Genomic DNA, 22276 nt, shown 5'->3' on the forward strand with positions numbered 1-22276 from the left:
GTAAACTTTAGAATGCTTGGTTTATCTGGTCAAGAGTAAATCCTCTTGATTGTAAAAACCTTTTCTGTTTAGCTGCCTCACTGAAGTCCAATGAAGATGCATCTCCAAATTTTCTTTGTCTTATTTCTTTAGCTAGCTGAAACCAATCAAAATCTGACAAATCAAAGGAGTTCACACCTCTCATTTTAAGTTCTGATGTAATTTTTACTGGACCCTTGCCTTGGTTAAATCGCATCTGAATAAACTCCTCAGAAAAACGATCATCACTCTGGTAATTCTGCTCAACGAGTTTTAATATCGATTCATTAACCACATCGACATCAAAACCTTTTGTTTGAAGTTTTTGAAAAAGCTCTAATTTAGAGTGCTCGCGCCTCATTAACATTTTCAATCCAGCAGAATAACACCTACTCTCCTGCGTCAGACTCGTCATGATCGCTACTCATAAGTTTTTCACGAATTTTTTCTTCAAGACTTTGACTCATCTCTGTATGCTCTTTGAGGTACTCCCTGGCATTATCCTTTCCCTGGCCAATCCTTTCACCATCAACGCTATACCAAGCACCAGCCTTTTCTACAAAGCCTAGCTCAACCCCTAAATCAATAATCTCACTCTCTCTAGAGATACCTTGGTTGTATAGAATTTGAAACTCAGCCTTTTTAAATGGAGGTGCAACTTTATTTTTTAAAACCTTAACACGAGTCTCATTACCCAAAATTTCGTCACCCTTCTTGATCGCACCAATTCTGCGAATATCTAACCGGACTGATGCATAAAACTTTAGTGCGTTGCCACCTGTTGTCGTTTCAGGATTGCCAAACATTACTCCAATTTTCATTCGAAGCTGATTGATAAAAATAACCATTGTGTTGGTTCTTTTAATATTTGATGTAAGCTTTCTTAATGCTTGAGACATTAGTCTAGCCTGCAATCCCATGTGAGAGGCGCCCATTTCACCCTCAATTTCCGCTTTTGGAGTAAGCGCTGCTACCGAGTCAACCACCACAATATCTACACTACCAGAGCGAACAAGCATGTCGGTGATTTCGAGAGCTTGTTCACCAGTATCAGGCTGCGAAATTAAAAGGTCATCAGTGTTAACGCCTAGTTTTCTTGCATAAGATGGATCCAAGGCATGCTCAGCATCTATGAATGCAGCAGTTCCACCAAGCTTTTGCATTTCCGCTATTACGTGGAGTGTCATTGTTGTTTTGCCTGAGGACTCTGGTCCATAGATCTCAATTACTCTTCCTTTGGGTAAGCCACCAATCCCAAGAGCGATGTCAAGGCTTAAGCTTCCTGTAGAGACAGCCTCAATATCAGTTCTGGCCTCTTCCTCACCAAGGAACATAACTGACCCTTTGCCAAACTGCTTTTCAATTTGTCCTAGGGCAACTTTTAGTGCTTGTTTTTTCTGTTCATCCACTCCGCTCTCCCGCGTAAAATAATAATAAATTTATTGACATTTATTATAATGGCTTTCACTCAAAAAGATACAGAATGTATGGCCCTTGCACTCAAACTTTCTAAGCTGGGTCAGGGAAGTGTGGGTGCTAATCCTATGGTTGGTTGTGTTATCTCAAGTGATGACAAAATTATTGCAAAAGACTACCATCGTCAGTATGGCCAGGAACATGCAGAAATCAATGCTTTGAATCAAATTAAACATAAAGCAGGCAATTGCAAATTATATGTAACTTTAGAACCTTGCTCTCATCAAGGTAAAACGCCACCCTGTATTGATGCAATTATTAAAGCAGGCATCAAGAAAGTTTATGTTGCAACGCTTGATCCAAACCCCTTAGTTTCTGGGAGCGGTGTCAAATTGCTTATAGAGAGTGGGATAGATGTAGAGGTTGGACTGCTTGAGAATAGTGCGATTGAAATAAATCGCGGCTTTATTAAGAGAATGAATACAGGATTACCTTTCATTACATCAAAAATTGCGATGAGCCTTGATGGAAGAGTTGCTATGAAGAGCGGTGAAAGCAAGTGGATCACTAGCGAAGCCTCAAGAGAAGATGTTCAACTACTTCGAAGCCAAAATCAAGCCATTGTAACTGGTTCTGGGACCATACTGAATGACAACCCAATGCTGACTGTGAGAAACAAAAAGTTACGCTCAAAACCACTTCGAGTAGTTATTGATAGTAGTAACTCTATTACCGATAAATCACTCAATATTTTTTCATCTGACTCTGATACTCTTGTACTGAATAAAGATAATTCAAAAATTTTAGACAATGGAAAAATTGATTTAGAGTTGGCTTTAAAAAAACTTGGAGAAATGGGAATCAATAATGTACTTCTAGAGTCCGGTAGTGGTCTTAATGGTGCCATGATGAAATCTAGACTGATTGATGAGTTTATTATTTACACAGCCCCAGTTATACTTGGGAGTGATGCTCAACCCATGATAGAACTTCCTTTCAAAAAAATGTCAGAAAAAATTTCACTAAGTATCATTGAAATAACACAAGTAGCCACTGATATAAAAATCAGAGCCAAGCCTTTATGAGTGATCTAACCAACAAACGAATTGTTCTAGGAGTCAGTGGCTCAATAGCGGCTTATAAATCACCCGATATTGTTCGACGACTTCAAGACCTAGGTGCTGAGGTTAGAGTCATTGTGACTAATGGCGGTAGAGAATTTGTAAGTGAAAGATCCCTTCAAACAATTTCTAAAAACAAAGTTCATGACAACCTTTGGGATAAGGAGGCTGAGCTTGCGATGGGTCACATTGAACTCGCAAAATGGGCTGATGTAATTATCATAGCCCCAGCCTCAGCAAATACCATTGCAAAGCTTTGTCATGGAAGGGCTGATGATTTACTTTCTACTGTCATTTTAGCAACAGAAGCAAAAATTATGATTGCACCAGCAATGAATCAACATATGTTTGCTTCAAGCGCTATGAAAGACAATCTTCAACTCCTCAGGAAGCGTGGCATGTTGATTATTGAACCGGGCTTTGGAGAGCAGGCTTGTGGTGATATTGGAGAGGGAAGACTAGCTGAGCCATCAGAGATTGCAAAACAAGCGGCCGACCTTTTCACCTCAAGTGTGCTTAGTGGAAAAAATATATTGATTACCCTTGGTGGTACAAAAGAATCAATAGACCCTGTTCGATTCATTTCTAATCATAGTAGTGGCAAGATGGGAATGGCTCTTGCACATGCCTGCATTCAAGCAGGAGCAAAAACAACGCTCATTGTTGGATCAATATCAGTTAATATTGAAAAAAGAGCAGAAATCATTCATGTAGTGAGTGCTGATGATATGTATAAAGCTGTCATGAAGAAAATTAAATCACAAGATTTATTTATTAGTTGTGCTGCTGTAGCAGACTTCAAACCGAAAACAACAAATAAACATAAAATCAAAAAAACTGATCATTCAATGACAATTAAGCTAACTGAAAATAAAGATATCTTAGCAAGCGTTTGTCAACTAGAAACAAGACCAATCTGTGTTGGTTTTGCTGCTGAAACTGAAAATCATATTGAAAATGCTAAAATCAAACTCAAGAACAAGATGTGTGATGCGATAGTTTTGAATGATGTTTCAAAGACAGGAATTGGTCTTAATTCGAATGATAATGAAGTTCATCTCATTACCAAAAATTTGAGTGAAAAAATTGAAAAAAATACCAAGCAAATTATTGCTGAAAAAATTATAGATAAGTTAGCAAATAATTTTTTCCAATCCTCATAAATGCTTATAAATCAAGGGTTATTAGACTTACCCACAAAACTGTGGATAACTCTGGTGATATCTTAAAAATTAACCATCAATTCTGCGCTATACTGGTAAATCCTACGGTTTTGGTTAATAATTAATCAATACAATTTTTTATATAAAAATCAATGGGTTATATTTTTTGATTATCTTAAAATATTTTGACTTTGATAAACAACTTGCAAACATATCACTTCGCGGATAACTTTTGAAGTTTTTCCCTTTAATGGAGGGGTTTTCAGAGGAATTAAGAGTTTTATGAATGATCGGTATAAAAAAAATATAAGGTCAAGAAATATTACAAAATTAAACTAATTTTTTGCTGATTTAATTGGTATTAAATTTATTGAAAATACACTGAAAAAGCTTATTTTTTTGAGTCTTTTTTTTATCAAAAAAATTAATAATTTATTTTATACATCCCATGACCAAGCTTTTCTTCAATTGAATCTAGCAAGACTCGATCTAAGGAAACATCAAATTCTTTTGATAATGGCATTCTTCCGGATGAACTTCCAGACTCATACTCAATAATCACTGGACACTTTCCTTTAAATTCTTGCAATAAATTGCATAACTCTAAATAGTCATTTTTGTTTTTTTCTGATAGTTTAATTTTAAGAAACTTAGAATATTTCATCTGAACTTTGTCAACTGGTTCGATTTTATCCACTACAACTTGCCATTGCTCTCTGAAATCTTTATTAACTTTACCCGAAATAACCACCACCTCATCTATGACTAAATATTCACTTACCTGAGCCAGTTTTTGAGAAAAGACGGCAGCGTTAATTTTTCTTTGCCCATCTTCGATTGTCAAACTAGCCATTTGCCCTTTTCTAGTATTTCTATAGTCAATATCTGATATTAAAGAAAGCACCCTGACCTCTCTATTATTTCTAAAGACAATATCGCTAGGAAGAGAACACACAATTGACTTTAAGTGCTCTTTATACCAGTCTGTAGGATGTCGATCTAAATAATAACCCATGACCTTTTTTTCATGCATCATGATATTTTTAAAAGATAAAAAAGCTCCTTTTAGGTATTTTTTTTCATATTCAATATGACTATCAATATCGGCAAATAGACTGCTTTGACCCTTCATTAAGTCGCTTTGTCTTTGCTCTGCCTGCCTCACTGCATTGGGATAAGTTGCAATTAATGTTGCTCTTTTTATTCCAAATGCATCAAAAGCACCTGCATAAATTAAGGCTTCGATTGCTCTTCGGTTCAAAAATTTTTTCTCTATACGATAACAAAAGTCAAAGATATCTAAATATGCTCCAGATTCATCTCTCTCCCTTACAATTTCATTCACTAAAGCCTCACCAACTCCTTTAATAGCTCCTAGCCCATAAATAATTGTAGTGTTGTCTGTTATCGTAAATTCATACTCAGATTGATTTATTGCTGGAGCAATGATTTTAATTCCTTTTTTCTTAGACTCGCCAACAGTAAAAGCGACTCTATCGGTATCATCCATTACTCCAGATAAGACAGCCGCCATAAAAGGTGCTGGATAATGAGCTTTCAGCCAAGCCGTTTGATAAGAGATATAAGCATAAGCAACGGAATGAGACTTATTGAAGCCATAACCTGAAAACTTATCAATCAGGTCAAATATTTCATTTGCCTTATCTTCTTCTATATCCTTTTTAGCAGCGCCCTTAACAAAAACCTCTCGCTGCTGAGCCATCTCCTCAACCTTCTTTTTACCCATAGCCCGGCGCAATATATCAGCCCCGCCCAAAGAATACCCAGCCATAATCTGAGCAGATTTCATTACCTGCTCTTGATAAAGGAATACCCCATTTGTCGGCTTTAAAATCTCTTCAAGCATTTGATGAGGATATCTAACCTTAGCACCATGCTTCACCTGAATGTAATCATCCACCATTCCAGCATCTAGCGGTCCTGGTCTATATAATGCTAGCATAGCAACGATATCCTCAAAGCAGTCTGCCTTAAGTTTTTTTAAATACCCGCGCATCCCCTCTGACTCAAGCTGAAATACCCCAGTTGTGTCACAATCTTGTAGCAATTTAAAAACCTTTGGATCATCAAGCTTTAAACTATCAATGTCAATTAATTCCTTACTGAGGCCTTTCTTAGCAATAATTTTTATCGCTTTATCCATCACTGTTAGATTTGACAACCCTAAAAAATCAAACTTAACTAGCCCGACAGCTTCAACATCATCCTTATCAAACTGCGACACAATAACATCCGATTCCTCTTCACCCTTATAGATGGGGCAAAAGTCACTAATTTTGCTTGGTGCAATAACGACTCCACCAGCATGTGTCCCAACATTCCTAATAATTCCCTCCAAATCTTGAGATAGATCAATTAGTGTTGAAACGCTCTCTTCAGTATCGTATCTGGATTTAAGCTCTTCAGAATCCTCAAGCGCTTTAGTTAAAGTCATCTTTAATTCATTTGGAATCATTTTAGAAATCTGGTCACTAAAACCATATGGATGCCCTAAAACTCTGCCAACATCTCTTACAACTCCTTTTGCGGCCATGGTTCCATATGTAATAATTTGAGAAACTTTTTCAGAACCATACTTTTGTGCAACATAAGCTATGACTTCATCACGCCTATCTGTGCAGAAGTCAATATCAAAGTCAGGCATTGATATACGCTCTGGGTTTAAGAATCGTTCAAATAGCAGCTCGTGCTCAATGGGGTCAACATTAGTAATAGATAATGCCCAGGCAACCAGAGAGCCAGCTCCAGAACCTCTTCCTGGGCCAACAGGAATACCATTTTCTTTAGCCCATCTTATAAAGTCAGATACAATTAAAAAGTATCCTGGAAAGTCCATTTCTAAGATAACAGAGAGTTCAAAGCTTAATCGTTCATTGTAAACTTTGCGATCAACCTTTAGATTTTGTAATCTCTCTTCTAAGCCTTTTTTAGATTCCTCACTAAAAAACTCAGCGATGCTCATACCATCAGGTGTGGGAAAAACTGGGAGATAATTTTTTTGAAATAGCTCAAAATGAAGATTGCATCGCTTAGCTATTTCAGTAGTGTTTTGAATCACCTGGGGATAATCTTCAAATAGAGTAGACATTTCTTTAGAATTCTTAAGAAATTGGTTATCACTGAAGCTTTTGACCCTTCTTGCATCATCTAACAAGCCTCCCTCAGCGATACAGATTCTTGCCTCATGTGCCTCATAGTCGCTTTTATTAAGAAACTGAACATCGTTTGTGGCTACGATTGGTACTTGCAACTCAATACCAAGATCAATCATATGATTAAGCAGACCTTCGTCAGAGTGTCTTCCAGTTCTCTGAACTGCTATGTAGTATCTATTATCAAAAGTGTTCTTCCACTCAAGTATTTTATTTTTTGCGAGCTCCAATTCATTACTCAATAGTAATTTAGAAATATCTGAGGATACTGGCGAGGCAATCATAATTAAACCTTTGTTATGACTAATGAGCTGCTCCTCAGAGACGCAAACAGTGAAGGCTTCTTGTTCATTTAGATAAGCTTTTGAAATCAATTCTGAAAGATTTAAATATCCTTCATGGTTTTGACAAAGAAGGAGTAAGTCATAAATTCCAAGATCATTGGTAACCGAAATTTTTGCTCCAATAATTGGCTTTATGCCTGAATTAATTGCTTTTTGATAAAATTTAATTGCTGAAAAAAGACTCATATCATCAGTCAAAGCAACACTTGTCATGCCAGCATCTTTTACAGAATCAATTAAATCAGAAACTCGGACAAGACTATTCTTTACAGAATATTCACTTTGGCATTGGAGATGAACAAAATCCACAGAATTAATAATAATTTAAGGTGATTAAAACTTTATTTTACAAACAATTTTATAATTGACTTTTAGCTTTTATAAAAATTATTTTTTAAAACTTTAGAACAGTTAGCATAACAGCTTATATATTTTGCGCAGCCCTAATTAATGCTTGGGCTTTATCCATAGTTTCTTGCCATTCCATCTCTGGAATTGAATCATGAACAATGCCTGCCCCAGCCTGCACATAAAGGACTTTATCTTTGACAATTGCTGTTCTAATAGCAATAGCTAAATCCATTCCTCCATGCCAAGACAGATTGCCTATCGCTCCAGAATAAATACTTCTCTTAAGGGTTTCAACTTCATCAATTATTTCCATGGCTCTAACCTTAGGCGCTCCACTTAAAGTTCCTGCAGGAAAAGTAGCTCTTAAAACGTCTATAGAACTCATGTCATCTTTTAATTCGCACTCAACATTAGATACGATATGCATCACATGAGAATAGCGCTCAATGAACATTTTGTCTGTAAGATTCACAGTCCCTGTTTTTGCAATACGTCCCAAATCATTTCGCCCAAGGTCAATCAACATTAGGTGTTCAGCAATTTCTTTTTCATCAGACAAAAGATCTTTTTCATTGGCTTTATCCTCTTCTGAAGTTTTACCCCGAGAGCGAGTACCTGCTATTGGCCTTATAGTTGCAACATTATTGTTATCAACACGAGTAAGAATTTCTGGTGAAGAGCCCACTATAGCAAAATCATCAAGATTTAGATAATACATATAAGGCGATGGATTAAGTATTCTTAACTGTCGATAAAGCTCAACTGGATTGGACTCAAACTTACAACTTAACCTCTGAGATGGCACAACCTGCATGACATCCCCAGCAGTAATATACTTCTGAACCTTTTCAACAGCATGGACAAAATTATTCTTTCCAAAGCTCGAGATGAAATCTTCAGACTTAATCATTTCAGATTTATTAGTTTTATGATCAAAAGATTTTTTAATGTTTGCTTCAATTAAATTTAACTTTTCCTTTCCATCATTAAAAGATTCCTTTTCTGGACTTACATGAGTAATGATATGGACTTTACTGGTTAAATTATCAACCACCAATAAATCGTTAGAAACCATTAACAAAATATCTGGAACATTAAGCTCATCAGTCTTATCAATGTTCTTTAATTTAGGCTCAATATATCGAATAATTTCATATCCAAAGTATCCTACAAGCCCTCCATTAAAGTCTGGAAGACTGTCTAACTGGGGTACTTTAAATTGCTCCTGATAAGTTTGAATCCAGGCGAGTGGGTCTTTAACCTCAAACTGTTCATCTAGATGGCCATTTTTTTCAATAGAAACCTCATACCCATTGACTTTGATAATAGTTTCAGCGCCAAGACCGATAAAGGAGTAACGTCCCCACTTTTCTCCGCCTTGCACTGATTCTAAAAAGTAGGTGAACGGTGTATTGGCAAGTTTGAGATATAAAGCCAATGGAGTGTCAGTATCAACAACCACCTCCCGTGAGAGAGGTATATGATTAAAGCCCTCTTCTTTGAGGCTATTAAACTGAGAATATTGCATGTATATATTTTATCATTACCAAGTTTATGAAAACTTTAGAATATTCTCAATTCACTAATGGTACGAGTAAATATTACTTAACTTTAAAAAAGAAAAGGGTTTCATCTTTAAATGAAACCCTTTTTTTAGTTTTTAGATCAGACTATTCTTCGGCTTCAGCTTCCGCCTCAACCTCACTTAATTGATCTGAAAGCTCTTGCTCAGCCTCACTGGTTTGCATGAAAGCATCTATACGTCTATTTCTCTTTTCTTGATGATGCTTAAAGCCCGTTCCTGCAGGAATAAGTCTTCCTACAATGACATTCTCTTTAAGCCCTCTAAGATCATCAACCCTTCCTGTAATTGATGCCTCAGTCAGTACTCTTGTTGTTTCTTGGAAAGAAGCAGCAGAAATAAACGACTCAGTTGATAGAGAGGCCTTAGTAATTCCCATAAGAAGTCTTTGGAAACTAATTTCTTTCTTATTCTGGGCCTTTAATTGTTTATTTTTCTCAATAACATGAGCATACTCAGCAGTCTCACCATTTACATAGTTAGAATCGCCATTATCTACAATCTCGACCTTTCTTAGCATTTGCTTAATGACAACTTCAATATGCTTATCGGAGATCTTAACGCCCTGAAGACGATAGACATTCTGAACTTCTTTCACGATATAGTTTGCTAAAGCTTCAACACCAAGCAGTCTAAGGATATCATGAGGGTTAGAAGGCCCGTCAGAAATCACATCACCCTTTTCGACAGTTTCACCATCAAACACATTGATTGCTCTCCAATGATGAACCATCATTTCAGTAACATCACCTTCTTCACTCGTAATGAGCATGCGCACCTTAGATTTAGTAGGATTACCAAAACTGACAACACCAGCACTTTCTGCCAGAATAGCATGATCTTTAGCTTTGCGAGCCTCAAACAAATCTGCAACTCTTGGCAGTCCACCAGTGATATCACTAGTTTTTGAGACAGCTTTAGGGATTTTAGCTAAAATTTCTCCAGCATTAATTAACTGACCATCTTCTAAGTTGATTTTAACTCCCGATGGAAGATAATGAGTTGATAAAACCTTCTCCTTATTCTTCTTATCAAGAAGTTTAATCATTGGTTTCATATCTTTTGCGGCAGAAGTTCTTTCAGCCTCTTCGATGATCTCATAAAAACTTAAACCAGTTAAAGGATCAGCATTTTTAACAACTGTTAAGCCCTCATCAAAATCTATAAATGAAACCCGTCCAGAATTTTCAGCAATAATTGGATGCGTGTGTGGATCCCAGTCAGCTATTTTGTCTTTAGCTTTAACTTTTCCACCATCTTTAAAGTGAACAACAGCACCATATGGCAACTTGTAACGCTCCATAACTTGACCTAAATCATTCCTGATAGAAGCTTCTGAAGATCTAGAAACAACAACTAAATCTCCATTTGAGTTAGTTATAGATTTCATGTTTTCATAGTGTACTATACCGTCTGTATTGATATTGATACTGTTGACAGCTGTAGAAGAGCTTGCTGCACCACCAATATGGAATGTGCGCATTGTAAGCTGAGTTCCTGGCTCACCAATGGATTGAGCTGCTATGACACCTACTGCTTCCCCAACTCCAATTTTGTGGCCCCTTGCCATATCATTACCATAACATGATGCACAAACACCATATGGCGTTTCACAAGTTATCGCAGACCTCACTTTAATAAATTCAATACCAAGCTCATTGATGCGATCTGAATCTGAAAGAGTAATCAGGTGATCTTTTTCTAAGAATACTTCTTTACTATTTGGCATAAGTACATCCTCAGAAACAATCCTTCCAAGAACAGCGGAACCAAGTGTTTGAACAACATTACCACCGTCGATAACTGCTTTCATAACTAGTCCATTTTCAGTACCACAGTCTTCTTCAGTAACCACGAGGTCTTGACCCACATCAACTAGACGTCTTGTTAGATATCCAGAGTTAGCAGTTTTAAGTGCCGTATCCGCCAATCCTTTTCTTGCTCCATGAGTTGAAATAAAGTATTGCATATTATTAAGACCTTCACGGAAGTTACTAGTGATTGGCGTCTCAATAATTGATCCATCTGGCTTAGCCATTAGTCCTCGCATACCGGCTAACTGCCTAATCTGCGCCGGGGAACCTCGAGCACCTGAGTCCGCCATCATGTAGATTGAATTGAAGGAAGGCTTCTTTTCAGTATTACCCTTAGCATCAGTAATCTCATCATAGCCCACTTTATCCATCATTGCTTTGGCAACTTCTTCAGATGTTCTAGACCAAATATCAATTACCTTGTTGTAACGCTCGCCATTTGTCACAACACCTGAGGCGAATTGCTGTTGAACATCTTTAATTTGAGAATTGGCCTTGTCAATCATTTCTGATTTTTCACTCGGTATGATCATGTCATTGGAGCAAAACGAAATTCCTGACTTTGTCGAAAACTCAAATCCCATGTACATCATTTGGTCTGCAAAAATAACAGTCTCTTTAAGTTCCTGAGTTCTGTAACAAACATGAATCAAGTTAGACACAACTTTTTTTGAAAGTGCTTCATTGATTAAATCAAAAGAGAGCCCCTTAGGTAGAATTCTTGAAAAAATTGCCCTACCTATTGTAGTATCAACAATTCGAGTGGTACTTGGCTCAAATCCAGAATCAGACTTCACATAATCTTGGACTCTTAGCTTAATTTTTGCATGAAGAGTGACTAATTTAGAGTCATAGGCCGCAAGAGCTTCATTGGTATTTGCAAAAATCATACCTTCACCCTTTTGATTAACCATTTCTCTAGTCATATAGTAGAGACCCAAAATCACATCCTGAGAAGGAATAATGATTGGATCACCACTGGCCAAATGAAGAATATTATTAGAAGCCAGCATCAGAGTTCTTGCTTCCAGCTGCGCCTCTTCTGATAACGGCACATGAACCGCCATTTGGTCACCATCAAAGTCTGCATTAAATGCAGTACAAACGAGAGGATGAAGCTGGATAGCTTTACCCTCAATTAGTAAAGGTTCAAACGCCTGAATACCAAGTCTATGAAGAGTAGGGGCACGGTTCAATAGAACTGGATGCTGATGAACAACTCTCTCAAGGATATCCCAAACTTCTGGAATCTCACTTTCCACCATCTTTTTAGCCGCTTTAATTGTTGAAGCTAATCCATTAGCTTGAAGTCTATTGTAAATAAATGGCTTGAATAACTCTAAAGCCATTTTCTTTGGTAAGCCACATTGATGAAGCTTTAAGTATGGGCCACAAACAATTACAGAACGACCGGAATAATCAACTCTCTTACCTAAAAGATTTTGACGGAATCTACCTTGCTTTCCTTTAATCATGTCTGCTATTGACTTCAAAGGTCGTCTATTGTTTCCCATTACAGCACGGCCACGTCGGCCATTATCTATAAGTGAGTCAACTGCCTCTTGAAGCATACGCTTTTCATTCCTAACAATAATCTCAGGGGCATCTAACTCTAAAAGTCTTCCAAGACGATTATTCCTGTTGATGACTCTTCGATATAAGTCATTCAAGTCAGAAGTTGCAAAGCGGCCGCCATCAAGAGGAACCAATGGCCTCAAATCAGGTGGCAAAATAGGCAATACATTCAAAACCATCCACTCCGGCTTGTTGCCAGATTTAATTAAAGAGTCAACCAACTTAAGTCTCTTATTGATTTTCTTTAGTTTTGTTTGAGATTTTGTGTTTAAAGCATCTTCTCTGAGAGTTGCTGCTTCTTTTTCAAGTTGCATTTCAGAAAGAACGTCTTGCATAGCTTCAGCACCCATCTTTGCAACAAATTCATCGTCACCATACTCATCAAGAGCATCGTAGTACATCTCTTCTGTTAAAAGTTGTTTTTTAATGAGCGGCGTATTACCAGGGTCAGTCACCAAAAAAGCTTCAAAATATAACACTCTCTCGATATCCTTCAGTGTCATATCCATTAAAAGACCTAATCTTGAGGGTAATGATTTCAAGTACCAGATATGAGCAACTGGAGCAGCGAGCTCAATATGCCCCATTCTTTCTCTTCTGACCTTTGATAGAGTCACTTCAACACCACATTTTTCACACACTACATTTCTAAACTTCATGCGCTTATATTTGCCGCATAAGCATTCAAAGTCTTTCATTGGTCCAAAAATTTTGGCACAAAATAAGCCTTCTCTTTCTGGCTTGAAAGTTCTGTAATTAATAGTCTCTGGTTTTTTAACTTCTCCAAAAGACCAAGAACGTATCTTTTCAGGAGAAGCTAAACCAACTCTAATTGCATCAAAATCTTGTTCTTTATTTTGCTGTTTTAAAATTTGTAATAAATCTTTCAAAGGATTCTCCTAATTTAATTTTGTTCTAGTTCAGTATCAATACCTAGAGATCTTATTTCTTTAACTAATACATTAAACGACTCAGGCATTACTGACTCAGTACGATTTTCACCATCAACAATGTTTTTATACATCTTAGCTCTACCGCTTACATCATCAGACTTAACTGTCAACATTTCTCTAAGAGTATAAGCAGCACCATAGGCCTCAAGAGCCCATACTTCCATCTCTCCAAACCTCTGTCCACCAAATTGTGCTTTACCACTCAAAGGCTGCTGAGTTACAAGAGAGTATGGTCCAGTTGAACGCGCATGCATCTTATCATCAACCAAATGGTTAAGTTTTAACATGTGCATATAACCAACAGTTACATCTCTATCAAAAGCGTCGCCAGTTCTTCCATCAAACAATTGAACTTGTCCACTTTCTGGTAAGTCAGCCATTTTTAGGAGCGATTTAATATCTTCTTCTTTAATGCCATCAAACACTGGAGTTGCCATCGGAACGCCAGAACGCAAATTATTAGCTAACTCTATAATTTCATCGTCTGTAAATGATTTTAAGTCCTCTGCTTTTCCGTAACTATTGTAAATAGCATCCAGCATGGATCTAATCTGCTTAACTGTATCTTTACGTTGCTCATCTATAAGATTTCCAATCTTGTGTCCAAGTCCTTTTGCAGCCCACCCTAGATGAACCTCTAGAACTTGCCCAACATTCATACGAGATGGAACACCTAAAGGGTTTAAAACAACATCAACTGGAGTTCCATCGGCGAGATGTGGCATATCTTCAACTGGAGACACTCGCGAAATAACGCCTTTATTACCGTGCCTTCCAGCCATCTTATCACCAACTTGAAGAGTTTTACGTGTTGCCACATAAACTTTAACCATTTTTTGAACACCAGGAGGTAATTCAGCACCTTCTTTAATTTTAGCTCTCTCTTGCTCAAAGAAAACTTCAAACTCTTCTTGCTTTGCTTTAGATTGTTTAATAAGAGCAGCTACTTCCTTATTCACAGCAGCATCCTTGACTTTAATCTTGGCAATATCACCATTCTCAAGAGATTTCAGATCCTTAGCTGTAAGTTTGTCTCCGCTCTTAATATCCCCAACATTACTTGTAGATACATTTCCTGACAGCTTAAGACGAATTCTTCTAAAGATATCTCCATCAATAATCCCGAACTCATCATCAATATCTTTTTTGATATTCTCTAGTCTTTCTTCATCAATCATTAGTGCCCTTGAATCTTTGGCTACTCGGTCTTTTGTAAAAATTTGAACATCAATTACAACGCCAGATTTTGACGCACCCATTCTCAATGAGGTGTCTTTAACATTATTAGCCTTTTCACCAAAAATAGCACGTAATAATTTCTCCTCTGGTGAAAGGACTGTTTCACTCTTTGGAGTTACTTTACCCACTAAGATATCACCACCCTTCACTCTTGCACCAACATAAACAATACCAACATCATCAAGTTTTGATAATGCTGATTCACTTACGTTTGGAATATCTGCCGTTACCTCTTCTGCACCGAGCTTTGTATCTCTAGCATAAGCTGTAAGTTCTTCAATATGAATCGATGTATAGCGATCTTCCTGAACTACTTTTTCTGAAATTAGAATCGAATCTTCAAAGTTGTAACCATTCCAAGGCATAAAAGCAATCATCATGTTTTGTCCAAGGGCTAGCTCACCCAAGTCCGTTGAAGGCCCATCTGCCAATACATCACCAGCAGCAACCTTATCTCCAGGCTGAACCAAAGGCTTTTGATTAATACATGTATTCTGATTTGAACGTGAATATTTAATCAAACTGTAAATATCAACACCCAATTCTCCAGCTTTAGTTTGCTTAGCATCAACCCTAATTACTATTCTTGATGCGTCAACAGTCTCAACTACTCCATCATGATCTGCAACAACGCAGACTCTAGAATCGGCAGCTACAACTCTTTCAATACCAGTTCCAACAAGCGGCTTTTCAGCGCGCAGAACAGGAACAGCTTGACGCTGCATATTTGAACCCATCAGTGCGCGGTTAGCATCATCATGCTCAAGGAATGGAATTAGAGAAGCGGCAACTGATGAAATCTGCTTAGAATCAATATCAATTAAAGTAACTTCAGACTTGTCGACCAATACAAATTCATTCTTGTGTCTTCCTGAAACAAGATCATCTTGCAAGAAACCTTTAGAGTCTACTTTAGAGTTAGCTTGAGCAATAGTATGATCAATTTCATCAATTGCTGAAACGTAAACCACTTCTTGAGTTACTTGACCATTTTTTACTACTTGGTAAGGGGTCTCTAAAAATCCATAGGCATTAGTTTTTGCATAAACTGCTAAGGTATTGATTAGACCAATATTTGGTCCCTCAGGAGTCTCAATTGGACACAATCTACCATAGTGCGAAGGGTGAACATCTCTCACCTCAAATCCTGCTCTCTCTCTAGTTAAACCACCTGGCCCAAGAGCTGAAATTCTTCTCTTATGAGTTACACCAGACAATGGGTTTACTTGATCCATAAACTGAGATAGCTGTGAGGAGCCAAAAAACTCTCTGACTGCTGCTGAAACCGGCTTTGAATTGATTAAATCTTGCGGAGTTAATTCATCTGTCTCAGCTAGGTTTAGGCCTTCTTTTACAGCTTTTTCAACACGTATAAGACCAATTCTGAATTGATTTTCAATCATTTCACCAATTGCTCTAACACGTCTATTAGCCAATGTATCAACATCATCAACTACATCATGGCCATTTTTAATATCAATTAGTTTTTTGATAACATTAATAATGTCATCATGAGTTAACACATGCTCACCTGTCTCACTTTCAATTCCAAGGCGCCTGTTTAGTTTCATGCGTCCTACTCTTGATAGATCATATCGATCATTATTGAAGAACAAGTTAGAGAACAAAGAATTAACCGCATCTTCAGTCGCAGGCTCACCCGGCCTCATGACATGATAAATAGACATGCGCGCTTCGATCTCAGTTTGCAACTCGTCTAGACGCAAAGTATCTGAAATGTATGCACCATTTTCAGCATCATTAATATAAATAATATTAATTTTTTTAGTTTTAGTAGTAGTTAAAACTTCAATAGATTCTTCAGATATCAAAGAGTTTGCTTCGAGTAATATTTCACCTGTATCTGTGTCGACTATATCTGACGAAATTACCTTGCCAATGAGGTATTCAAGCGGTGCATTAATCGAATCTACTTTAGCAGCTTGAAGCTGCTTGATGTGCTTAGCTGTAATTCTTCTACCTTTTTCAACAATCAAGTCTTTACCAATTTTTATGTCAAATTCAGCTATGATTCCTCTTAGTAGCTCTGGTTTAATAACTAAGTCACATGACTTAGCCTTAAACTTAACAGTTATATGGTCAAAGAAAGTGTCAATAATTTCATTTGAAGACTGGCCCATTGCACGCAGAAGCGTGGTCACAGGCAACTTCCTTCTTCTGTCGATACGAACAAATAGATGCTCATGATGGTCAAATTCAAAATCGAGCCACGACCCACGGTAAGGTATTACGCGTGAAGAGAATAATATTTTGCCTGATGAGTGAGTTTTGCCTTTATCGTGCTCAAAAATTACACCTGGAGAACGGTGAAGCTGAGAAACAACAACACGCTCTGTTCCATTAATGACAAAAGTTCCAGTATCAGTCATGAGAGGAAGCTGCCCTAAGTAAACGCTTTCTTCAATGACCTGCTTAACACGGCGCTTTTTCTTTAAATTTGATCCATTTTTATCAAACAACACCAGGTTTAACTTAACTTGCAAAGTTGCGGCGTAGGTAACTCCTCTCAATTTACATTCTTTTACGTTGTATTTTGGCTCTTGAAGCTCATAATCCAGATACTCAATCTCTGCATAACCATTCAGGGCTGTAATTGGAAATACAGATTGGAAAACTGAGTGAAGACCAATATTTTCTTTTTCAGCTGCACCAGCTTGAATAAAGGTATTGAATGAATTAATTTGGATGGATAATAAATCTGGTTCTTTAAGAACAGACTCTCTCGTTCCAAAATTATTTCTGATACGTTTTTTTTCTGTAAATGAATAAGTCATGAATGCCCCGTATTAATCAATAAATTATTTTCAAAATTACTTTTGAATAAAAACACCAAAATCCCCTTTTGGGGATTTTGGTTTATAGCATCGAACAAATTACTTAAGTTCTACGCTAGCGCCAGCTTCTTCAAGCTGCTTTTGCATATCATCAGCTTCAGCTTTTGAAACACCTTCTTTGACTGCTGCTGGAGCACTTTCAACTAGATCTTTTGCTTCCTTAAGACCCAATCCAGTAATGCCACGAACAGCTTTAATGACAGCAACTTTCTTGTCGCCAAAGCTTGTGATCATTACATCAAATTCAGTCTTCTCTTCTGCCGCCGCACCAGCTTCTGCTGCTACAGCTACTGGAGCTGCAGCAACTGCTGCTGCTGACACTCCAAACTTCTCTTCCATTGCTGAGACTAACTCAACAACGTCCATTACAGACATGTCTGCAATTGCATTTAAAATATCTTCGTTACTTAATTTCGCCATGATATTTACTCCTCTATATTATTATTGTTTTTGATCACGAACAGCTGCCACGACACGAGTTAACTTGGTAGGAACTTCATTCAAAGTTCTAGCTAGTTTTTCAGTCGGTGCTAGCATTAGCGCCATCAACATACTGATTGCTTGATCTTTAGTCGGAAGACTCGCGATTCTTTTAAGTTGATCTGCATCAACAAATTCTCCCGATACTCCCAAACCTTTAACAACTAAATCTTTATTTTCTTTAATAAAGTCGCGAAAAACGCGTGCAACAGCACCCGGATCTTCTTGAGAAAAACCCAAAATAACCGGACCACTTAAGACTGGTGTAATACACTCACAACCTGTCTCTGCTAACGCTCTCTTTGCTAAAGTGTTTTTTACAACACGCAATGAGACATCTGCTTCCATAGCAGAATTTCGCAAATTAGTCATTTGTTCAACATTCAATCCGCGATACTCAGCAGCACCAACAGATATAGCGCTCATAGCGACCGCATTAACCTGCTCGACAACTGCTTTTTTTGCTTCAAGATTTAGAGCCATAAGCCTCTCCTGAACAGTTAAAAAAAAGAAAGCTATAAAATTACAACTTTCGCCACAAGGTATTTTCATACCCTCTACATAGGCAAATTGAAGGATCAATTTATTAAGCAATTCACTGCAAGCAGTTCATCGCACCTATGGTCTTTGAGGCATGACAAGTCACCTTGTCGCCCAAAGAATTCAATACTGATTAATTAAAATTAATCAGTAGTTAAAACTAATTAAATATCTACACTCGCACCATCAACGTTTAAACCTGGGCCCATTGTCGATGAAACACTAATCTTTTTAAAATAAACACCTTTCGCGGAACTTGGTTTCGCTTTTTTTAACGCTTCAATTAGAGCAGCAATATTCTCCTCAAGTGCTTTTACGTCAAAAGATGCTTTACCAATTCCTGCATGAACAATTCCAGACTTATCTGCACGATATCGTACCTGACCAGCTTTTGCGTTCTTTACAGCAGTTGCAACATCTGGTGTAACAGTTCCAACTTTTGGATTTGGCATGAGACCACGAGGCCCTAAAACTTGACCTAGTCTTCCTACTACTCCCATTGCATCAGGTGAAGCAATAACTACATCATAGTTCAGGTCACCATCCTGCATAGATTTCATTAAATCATCCATACCTACAACATCAGCACCGGCATCAGTAGCTTTTTGAGCATTATCGCCTTGAGTAAAAACTGCAACGCGAACTACTTTTCCAGTTCCATTCGGAAGAACAACAGCACCACGAACATTTTGATCTGACTTCTTCGTGTCAATACCCAGATTAATACTAACGTCAACTGACTCATCAAATTTTGCAGTTGCACATTCTTTAACCAAAGCTAAAGCATCCGAAATTTTGTATTTTGAACCTACTTTAATTTTTGATAAATTTTCTTTTTGATTTTTCGACAAGCTAGCCATCATCAACCCTCCACCACAAGGCCCATTGAACGGGCAGTTCCAGCTACAATCTGAACAGCAGCATCTAGATCATTTGCATTTAAATCTTTCATTTTGATATTAGCAACTTCCTCTAATTGGGCACGAGTTACTGTTCCAACCTTATTAATATGAGGCTCACCACTTCCCTTGGCAATACCTGTCACTTTTCTAAGCAAGACAGCTGCAGGCGGTGTTTTTGTTACAAACGTGAAGCTTCTATCGTTGTATACAGTAATAATAACTGGAACAGGCATACCTTTATCAAGCTCTTGGGTCTGAGCGTTAAATGCCTTACAAAAATCCATAATATTAACACCATGCTGACCTAACGCAGGACCCACTGGTGGGGATGGATTAGCTTCTGCTGCAGGTACCTGCAACTTAATATATGATTCAATTTTTTTTGCCATTTTTATCTCCTATGGGTACAAACGCTGCAAAGCTCCCCGTTTACAAAATCAGCCCAAAGGCTTTGTTATGTTTTCTCCACTTGAGAAAACTCTAATTCAACTGCAGTAGTTCTTCCAAAAATTAAGACTTCTACTGTCAGCAAACTCTTTTCATAGTTCACGTTTTCAACGATTCCATTAAACTCATTAAATGGGCCATCAATAACTAGAACCTCTTCACCTGGCTGGAACGCGACCTTAGGCTTCGGTTTGTCTGCTCCTTCTTGTACGCGAGCAAAAATTCTATCAACTTCTCTCTGAGTTATTGGTGAAGGTTTGCCTGATGAACCACCTATAAATCCAATAACATTATTTGTGTTTTTAACTAGCAACCAGCTTGGCTCTGTTAATTCCATCTTCACCAGCATGTAGCCAGGGAAAAACTTACGCTCAGTCTCTTTTTTCTTGCCGCCTTTTAATTCAACTACCTGCTCAGTAGGAATCAAAATTTCACCTACCAAATCCTCTAGTCCTTCTCTTGCGACAGCTTCTTCAATTGCTAGCTTAACCTTAGCTTCGTAGCCGCTTCTAGCGTGGATTACAAACCAATTTTTAGACATTAAAATCCTTTATTCAAAAAAGTTAAATTGAAGCAATTGATTGAACACCCCATGTAAAGAATGCATCCACAATCCAAAGAAAAATAGCCACTATAACTACTGCAATCATAATGATTCCAGTTGTTTTAAAGGTTTCTTCCCTAGTCGGCCAAACAACTTTTCTTAGCTCAATACGAGTTTCTTTTAAAAAGTGTTGGAACCTATCACCTTGGCTAGATTTAATGAAAACACCACCTGCAACTAAAAACCAAACTAGGGTAACTAAAACCTTTGTTAATGAATTGAAGTTTAGAGGATTAGTGTAATATAAAGCTAGCGCTGCAACAACAATAACAATTGCCAGGATAGTCTTCCATTGATCAGAACCGCTCTTTAAATTGTCTATTTGTTTAGCCACATGTATCCTTTAATTTGGCAGGCAAGGAGGGACTCGAACCCCCAACCAATGGTTTTGGAGACCACTACTCTACCAATTGAGCCACTTGCCTATATATCAAATTCCAAAAGATGGCCACCTAAAAAAGGCAGCCACCCACTATAAATTAATCTTAATTCGTAATCTTCGAGACGACGCCAGCACCAACTGTGCGTCCACCTTCTCTAATTGCAAATCTTAATCCTTCTTCCATTGCAATCGGAGCAAGCAGCTCAACTGTCATCTTCACATTGTCACCTGGCATGACCATTTCAGTACCTGATGGTAACTCAACTGCGCCGGTCACGTCTGTTGTTCTAAAGTAGAACTGTGGACGATAGTTGTTGAAGAATGGAGTATGACGTCCACCTTCCTCTTTGCTTAAGATATATACCTCAGCCTCAAACTTAGTGTGCGGAGTGATTGTCCCTTTCTTCGCTAGTACTTGACCACGCTCAACTTCTTCACGCTTAGTACCACGAAGAAGAACACCAACGTTATCACCTGCTTCACCTGAGTCAAGCAACTTTCTAAACATTTCAACACCTGTGCAGGTTGTCAACTGCGTGTCTTTAATACCTACGATTTCGATTTCATCACCGACGTTTACAACACCACGCTCAATACGACCCGTTACAACTGTTCCACGACCTGAGATTGAGAATACGTCCTCAATTGGCATTAGGAATGTCTTGTCTGTGTCACGCTCTGGCGTTGGGATATAAGAATCCAATGCATCAACCAACTTCATGATTGAAGGGACACCGATATCTGACGTGTCGCCTTCTAGTGCTTTTAGCGCTGAACCAAAAACAACTGGCGTGTCATCACCTGGGAATTCATATTCTGTTAGCAGCTCACGGATCTCCATCTCGACTAGCTCAACGAGCTCTTCATCGTCAACCATGTCCGCTTTGTTCATGTACACAACGATGTATGGAACGCCCACCTGACGAGACAATAGAATGTGCTCACGTGTTTGAGCCATTGGTCCGTCAGTTGCAGCGATTACAATAATAGCGCCGTCCATCTGCGCAGCACCTGTAATCATATTCTTTACATAGTCAGCGTGCCCCGGACAGTCAACGTGTGCGTAGTGACGAGACTCTGACTCGTACTCTACGTGTGCTGTTGAGATAGTGATACCACGCTCTCTTTCTTCAGGAGCATTATCAATATCAGCGTAATCCTTGAACTCACCGCCACGTGCTTCAGCCATCACCTTCGTTAGGGCTGCTGTTAAAGTCGTTTTACCATGGTCAACGTGACCAATCGTTCCCACATTCACATGTGGTTTGGTTCTTTCAAATTTTTCTTTTGCCATTTTTAATCCCCTGTATACATTCA

The 22276-nt window shown here is 38.0% G+C and carries 15 protein-coding genes and 1 tRNA gene; 2 read left to right on the forward strand and 14 right to left on the reverse strand.

Annotated elements, in window-relative coordinates; translation table 11 throughout:
- Positions 1-7: 7 nt before the first annotated feature.
- Positions 8-433 (reverse strand): regulatory protein RecX, encoded by a 426-nt coding sequence (locus tag ACMAZA_RS06860; RefSeq protein ID WP_435188156.1) that lies wholly within the window; start codon positions 431-433, stop codon positions 8-10.
- On the reverse strand, positions 408-1427 hold the full coding sequence (gene recA, locus ACMAZA_RS06865; RefSeq protein ID WP_435188158.1) for a recombinase RecA: 1020 nt from the start codon (positions 1425-1427) through the stop codon (positions 408-410). The genes ACMAZA_RS06860 and recA overlap by 26 nt, the downstream gene beginning before the upstream one ends.
- A gap of 48 nt (positions 1428-1475) precedes the next feature.
- Here recA and ribD point away from each other — a divergent pair, with 48 nt between their 5' ends.
- Complete coding sequence (gene ribD / locus ACMAZA_RS06870) at positions 1476-2519, forward strand: bifunctional diaminohydroxyphosphoribosylaminopyrimidine deaminase/5-amino-6-(5-phosphoribosylamino)uracil reductase RibD (RefSeq protein WP_435188160.1); 1044 nt, start codon at positions 1476-1478, stop codon at positions 2517-2519.
- Positions 2516-3718 carry a bifunctional phosphopantothenoylcysteine decarboxylase/phosphopantothenate--cysteine ligase CoaBC gene (coaBC, locus tag ACMAZA_RS06875; RefSeq protein ID WP_435188162.1) on the forward strand — a complete coding sequence of 401 codons (1203 nt, stop codon included), beginning with the start codon at positions 2516-2518 and terminating at the stop codon, positions 3716-3718. Before ribD ends, coaBC begins: the two co-directional genes overlap by 4 nt.
- A 424-nt stretch (positions 3719-4142) precedes the next feature.
- Here the strand turns inward: coaBC and dnaE are convergent, their stop codons facing one another.
- The 12 genes from dnaE to tuf all read right to left on the reverse strand — a co-directional run bounded on the left by dnaE (position 4143) and on the right by tuf (position 22253).
- The gene (gene dnaE / locus ACMAZA_RS06880; protein ID WP_435190486.1) at positions 4143-7553 is read right to left on the reverse strand and encodes a DNA polymerase III subunit alpha; all 3411 of its coding nucleotides are present in this window, start codon (positions 7551-7553) and stop codon (positions 4143-4145) included.
- Positions 7554-7659: 106 nt separating this feature from the next.
- Complete coding sequence (gene trpE, locus ACMAZA_RS06885) at positions 7660-9114, reverse strand: anthranilate synthase component I (RefSeq protein WP_435188163.1); 1455 nt, start codon at positions 9112-9114, stop codon at positions 7660-7662.
- 142 nt (positions 9115-9256) lie between these two features.
- Entirely contained in the window at positions 9257-13447 is a 4191-nt protein-coding gene (gene rpoC, locus ACMAZA_RS06890) for a DNA-directed RNA polymerase subunit beta' (RefSeq protein ID WP_435188165.1), read from the reverse strand.
- Between the two features lie 14 nt (positions 13448-13461).
- Complete coding sequence (gene rpoB, locus ACMAZA_RS06895; protein ID WP_435188167.1) at positions 13462-17544, reverse strand: DNA-directed RNA polymerase subunit beta; 4083 nt, start codon at positions 17542-17544, stop codon at positions 13462-13464.
- A gap of 99 nt (positions 17545-17643) precedes the next feature.
- Positions 17644-18024 carry a 50S ribosomal protein L7/L12 gene (gene rplL, locus ACMAZA_RS06900; protein WP_435188169.1) on the reverse strand — a complete coding sequence of 127 codons (381 nt, stop codon included), beginning with the start codon at positions 18022-18024 and terminating at the stop codon, positions 17644-17646.
- A gap of 21 nt (positions 18025-18045) precedes the next feature.
- The gene (rplJ, locus tag ACMAZA_RS06905) at positions 18046-18567 is read right to left on the reverse strand and encodes a 50S ribosomal protein L10 (protein ID WP_435188170.1); all 522 of its coding nucleotides are present in this window, start codon (positions 18565-18567) and stop codon (positions 18046-18048) included.
- 221 nt (positions 18568-18788) lie between these two features.
- Complete coding sequence (gene rplA, locus ACMAZA_RS06910) at positions 18789-19484, reverse strand: 50S ribosomal protein L1 (protein ID WP_435188172.1); 696 nt, start codon at positions 19482-19484, stop codon at positions 18789-18791.
- Positions 19485-19486: 2 nt separating this feature from the next.
- Positions 19487-19915 (reverse strand): 50S ribosomal protein L11, encoded by a 429-nt coding sequence (gene rplK / locus ACMAZA_RS06915; RefSeq protein ID WP_020024538.1) that lies wholly within the window; start codon positions 19913-19915, stop codon positions 19487-19489.
- A gap of 65 nt (positions 19916-19980) precedes the next feature.
- Positions 19981-20514, reverse strand: a complete 534-nt coding sequence (gene nusG, locus ACMAZA_RS06920) for a transcription termination/antitermination protein NusG (protein WP_435188175.1) — start codon at positions 20512-20514, stop codon at positions 19981-19983.
- Between the two features lie 22 nt (positions 20515-20536).
- The gene (secE, locus tag ACMAZA_RS06925) at positions 20537-20911 is read right to left on the reverse strand and encodes a preprotein translocase subunit SecE (protein ID WP_435188177.1); all 375 of its coding nucleotides are present in this window, start codon (positions 20909-20911) and stop codon (positions 20537-20539) included.
- 15 nt (positions 20912-20926) lie between these two features.
- Positions 20927-21002: transfer RNA gene (locus ACMAZA_RS06930), tRNA-Trp, on the reverse strand.
- Positions 21003-21062: 60 nt separating this feature from the next.
- On the reverse strand, positions 21063-22253 hold the full coding sequence (tuf, locus tag ACMAZA_RS06935; RefSeq protein WP_435188179.1) for an elongation factor Tu: 1191 nt from the start codon (positions 22251-22253) through the stop codon (positions 21063-21065).
- Positions 22254-22276: the final 23 nt, after the last annotated feature.

The organism is Pseudothioglobus sp. nBUS_23 (assembly GCF_051201565.1).
Classification (GTDB): Bacteria; Pseudomonadota; Gammaproteobacteria; order PS1; family Pseudothioglobaceae; genus Pseudothioglobus.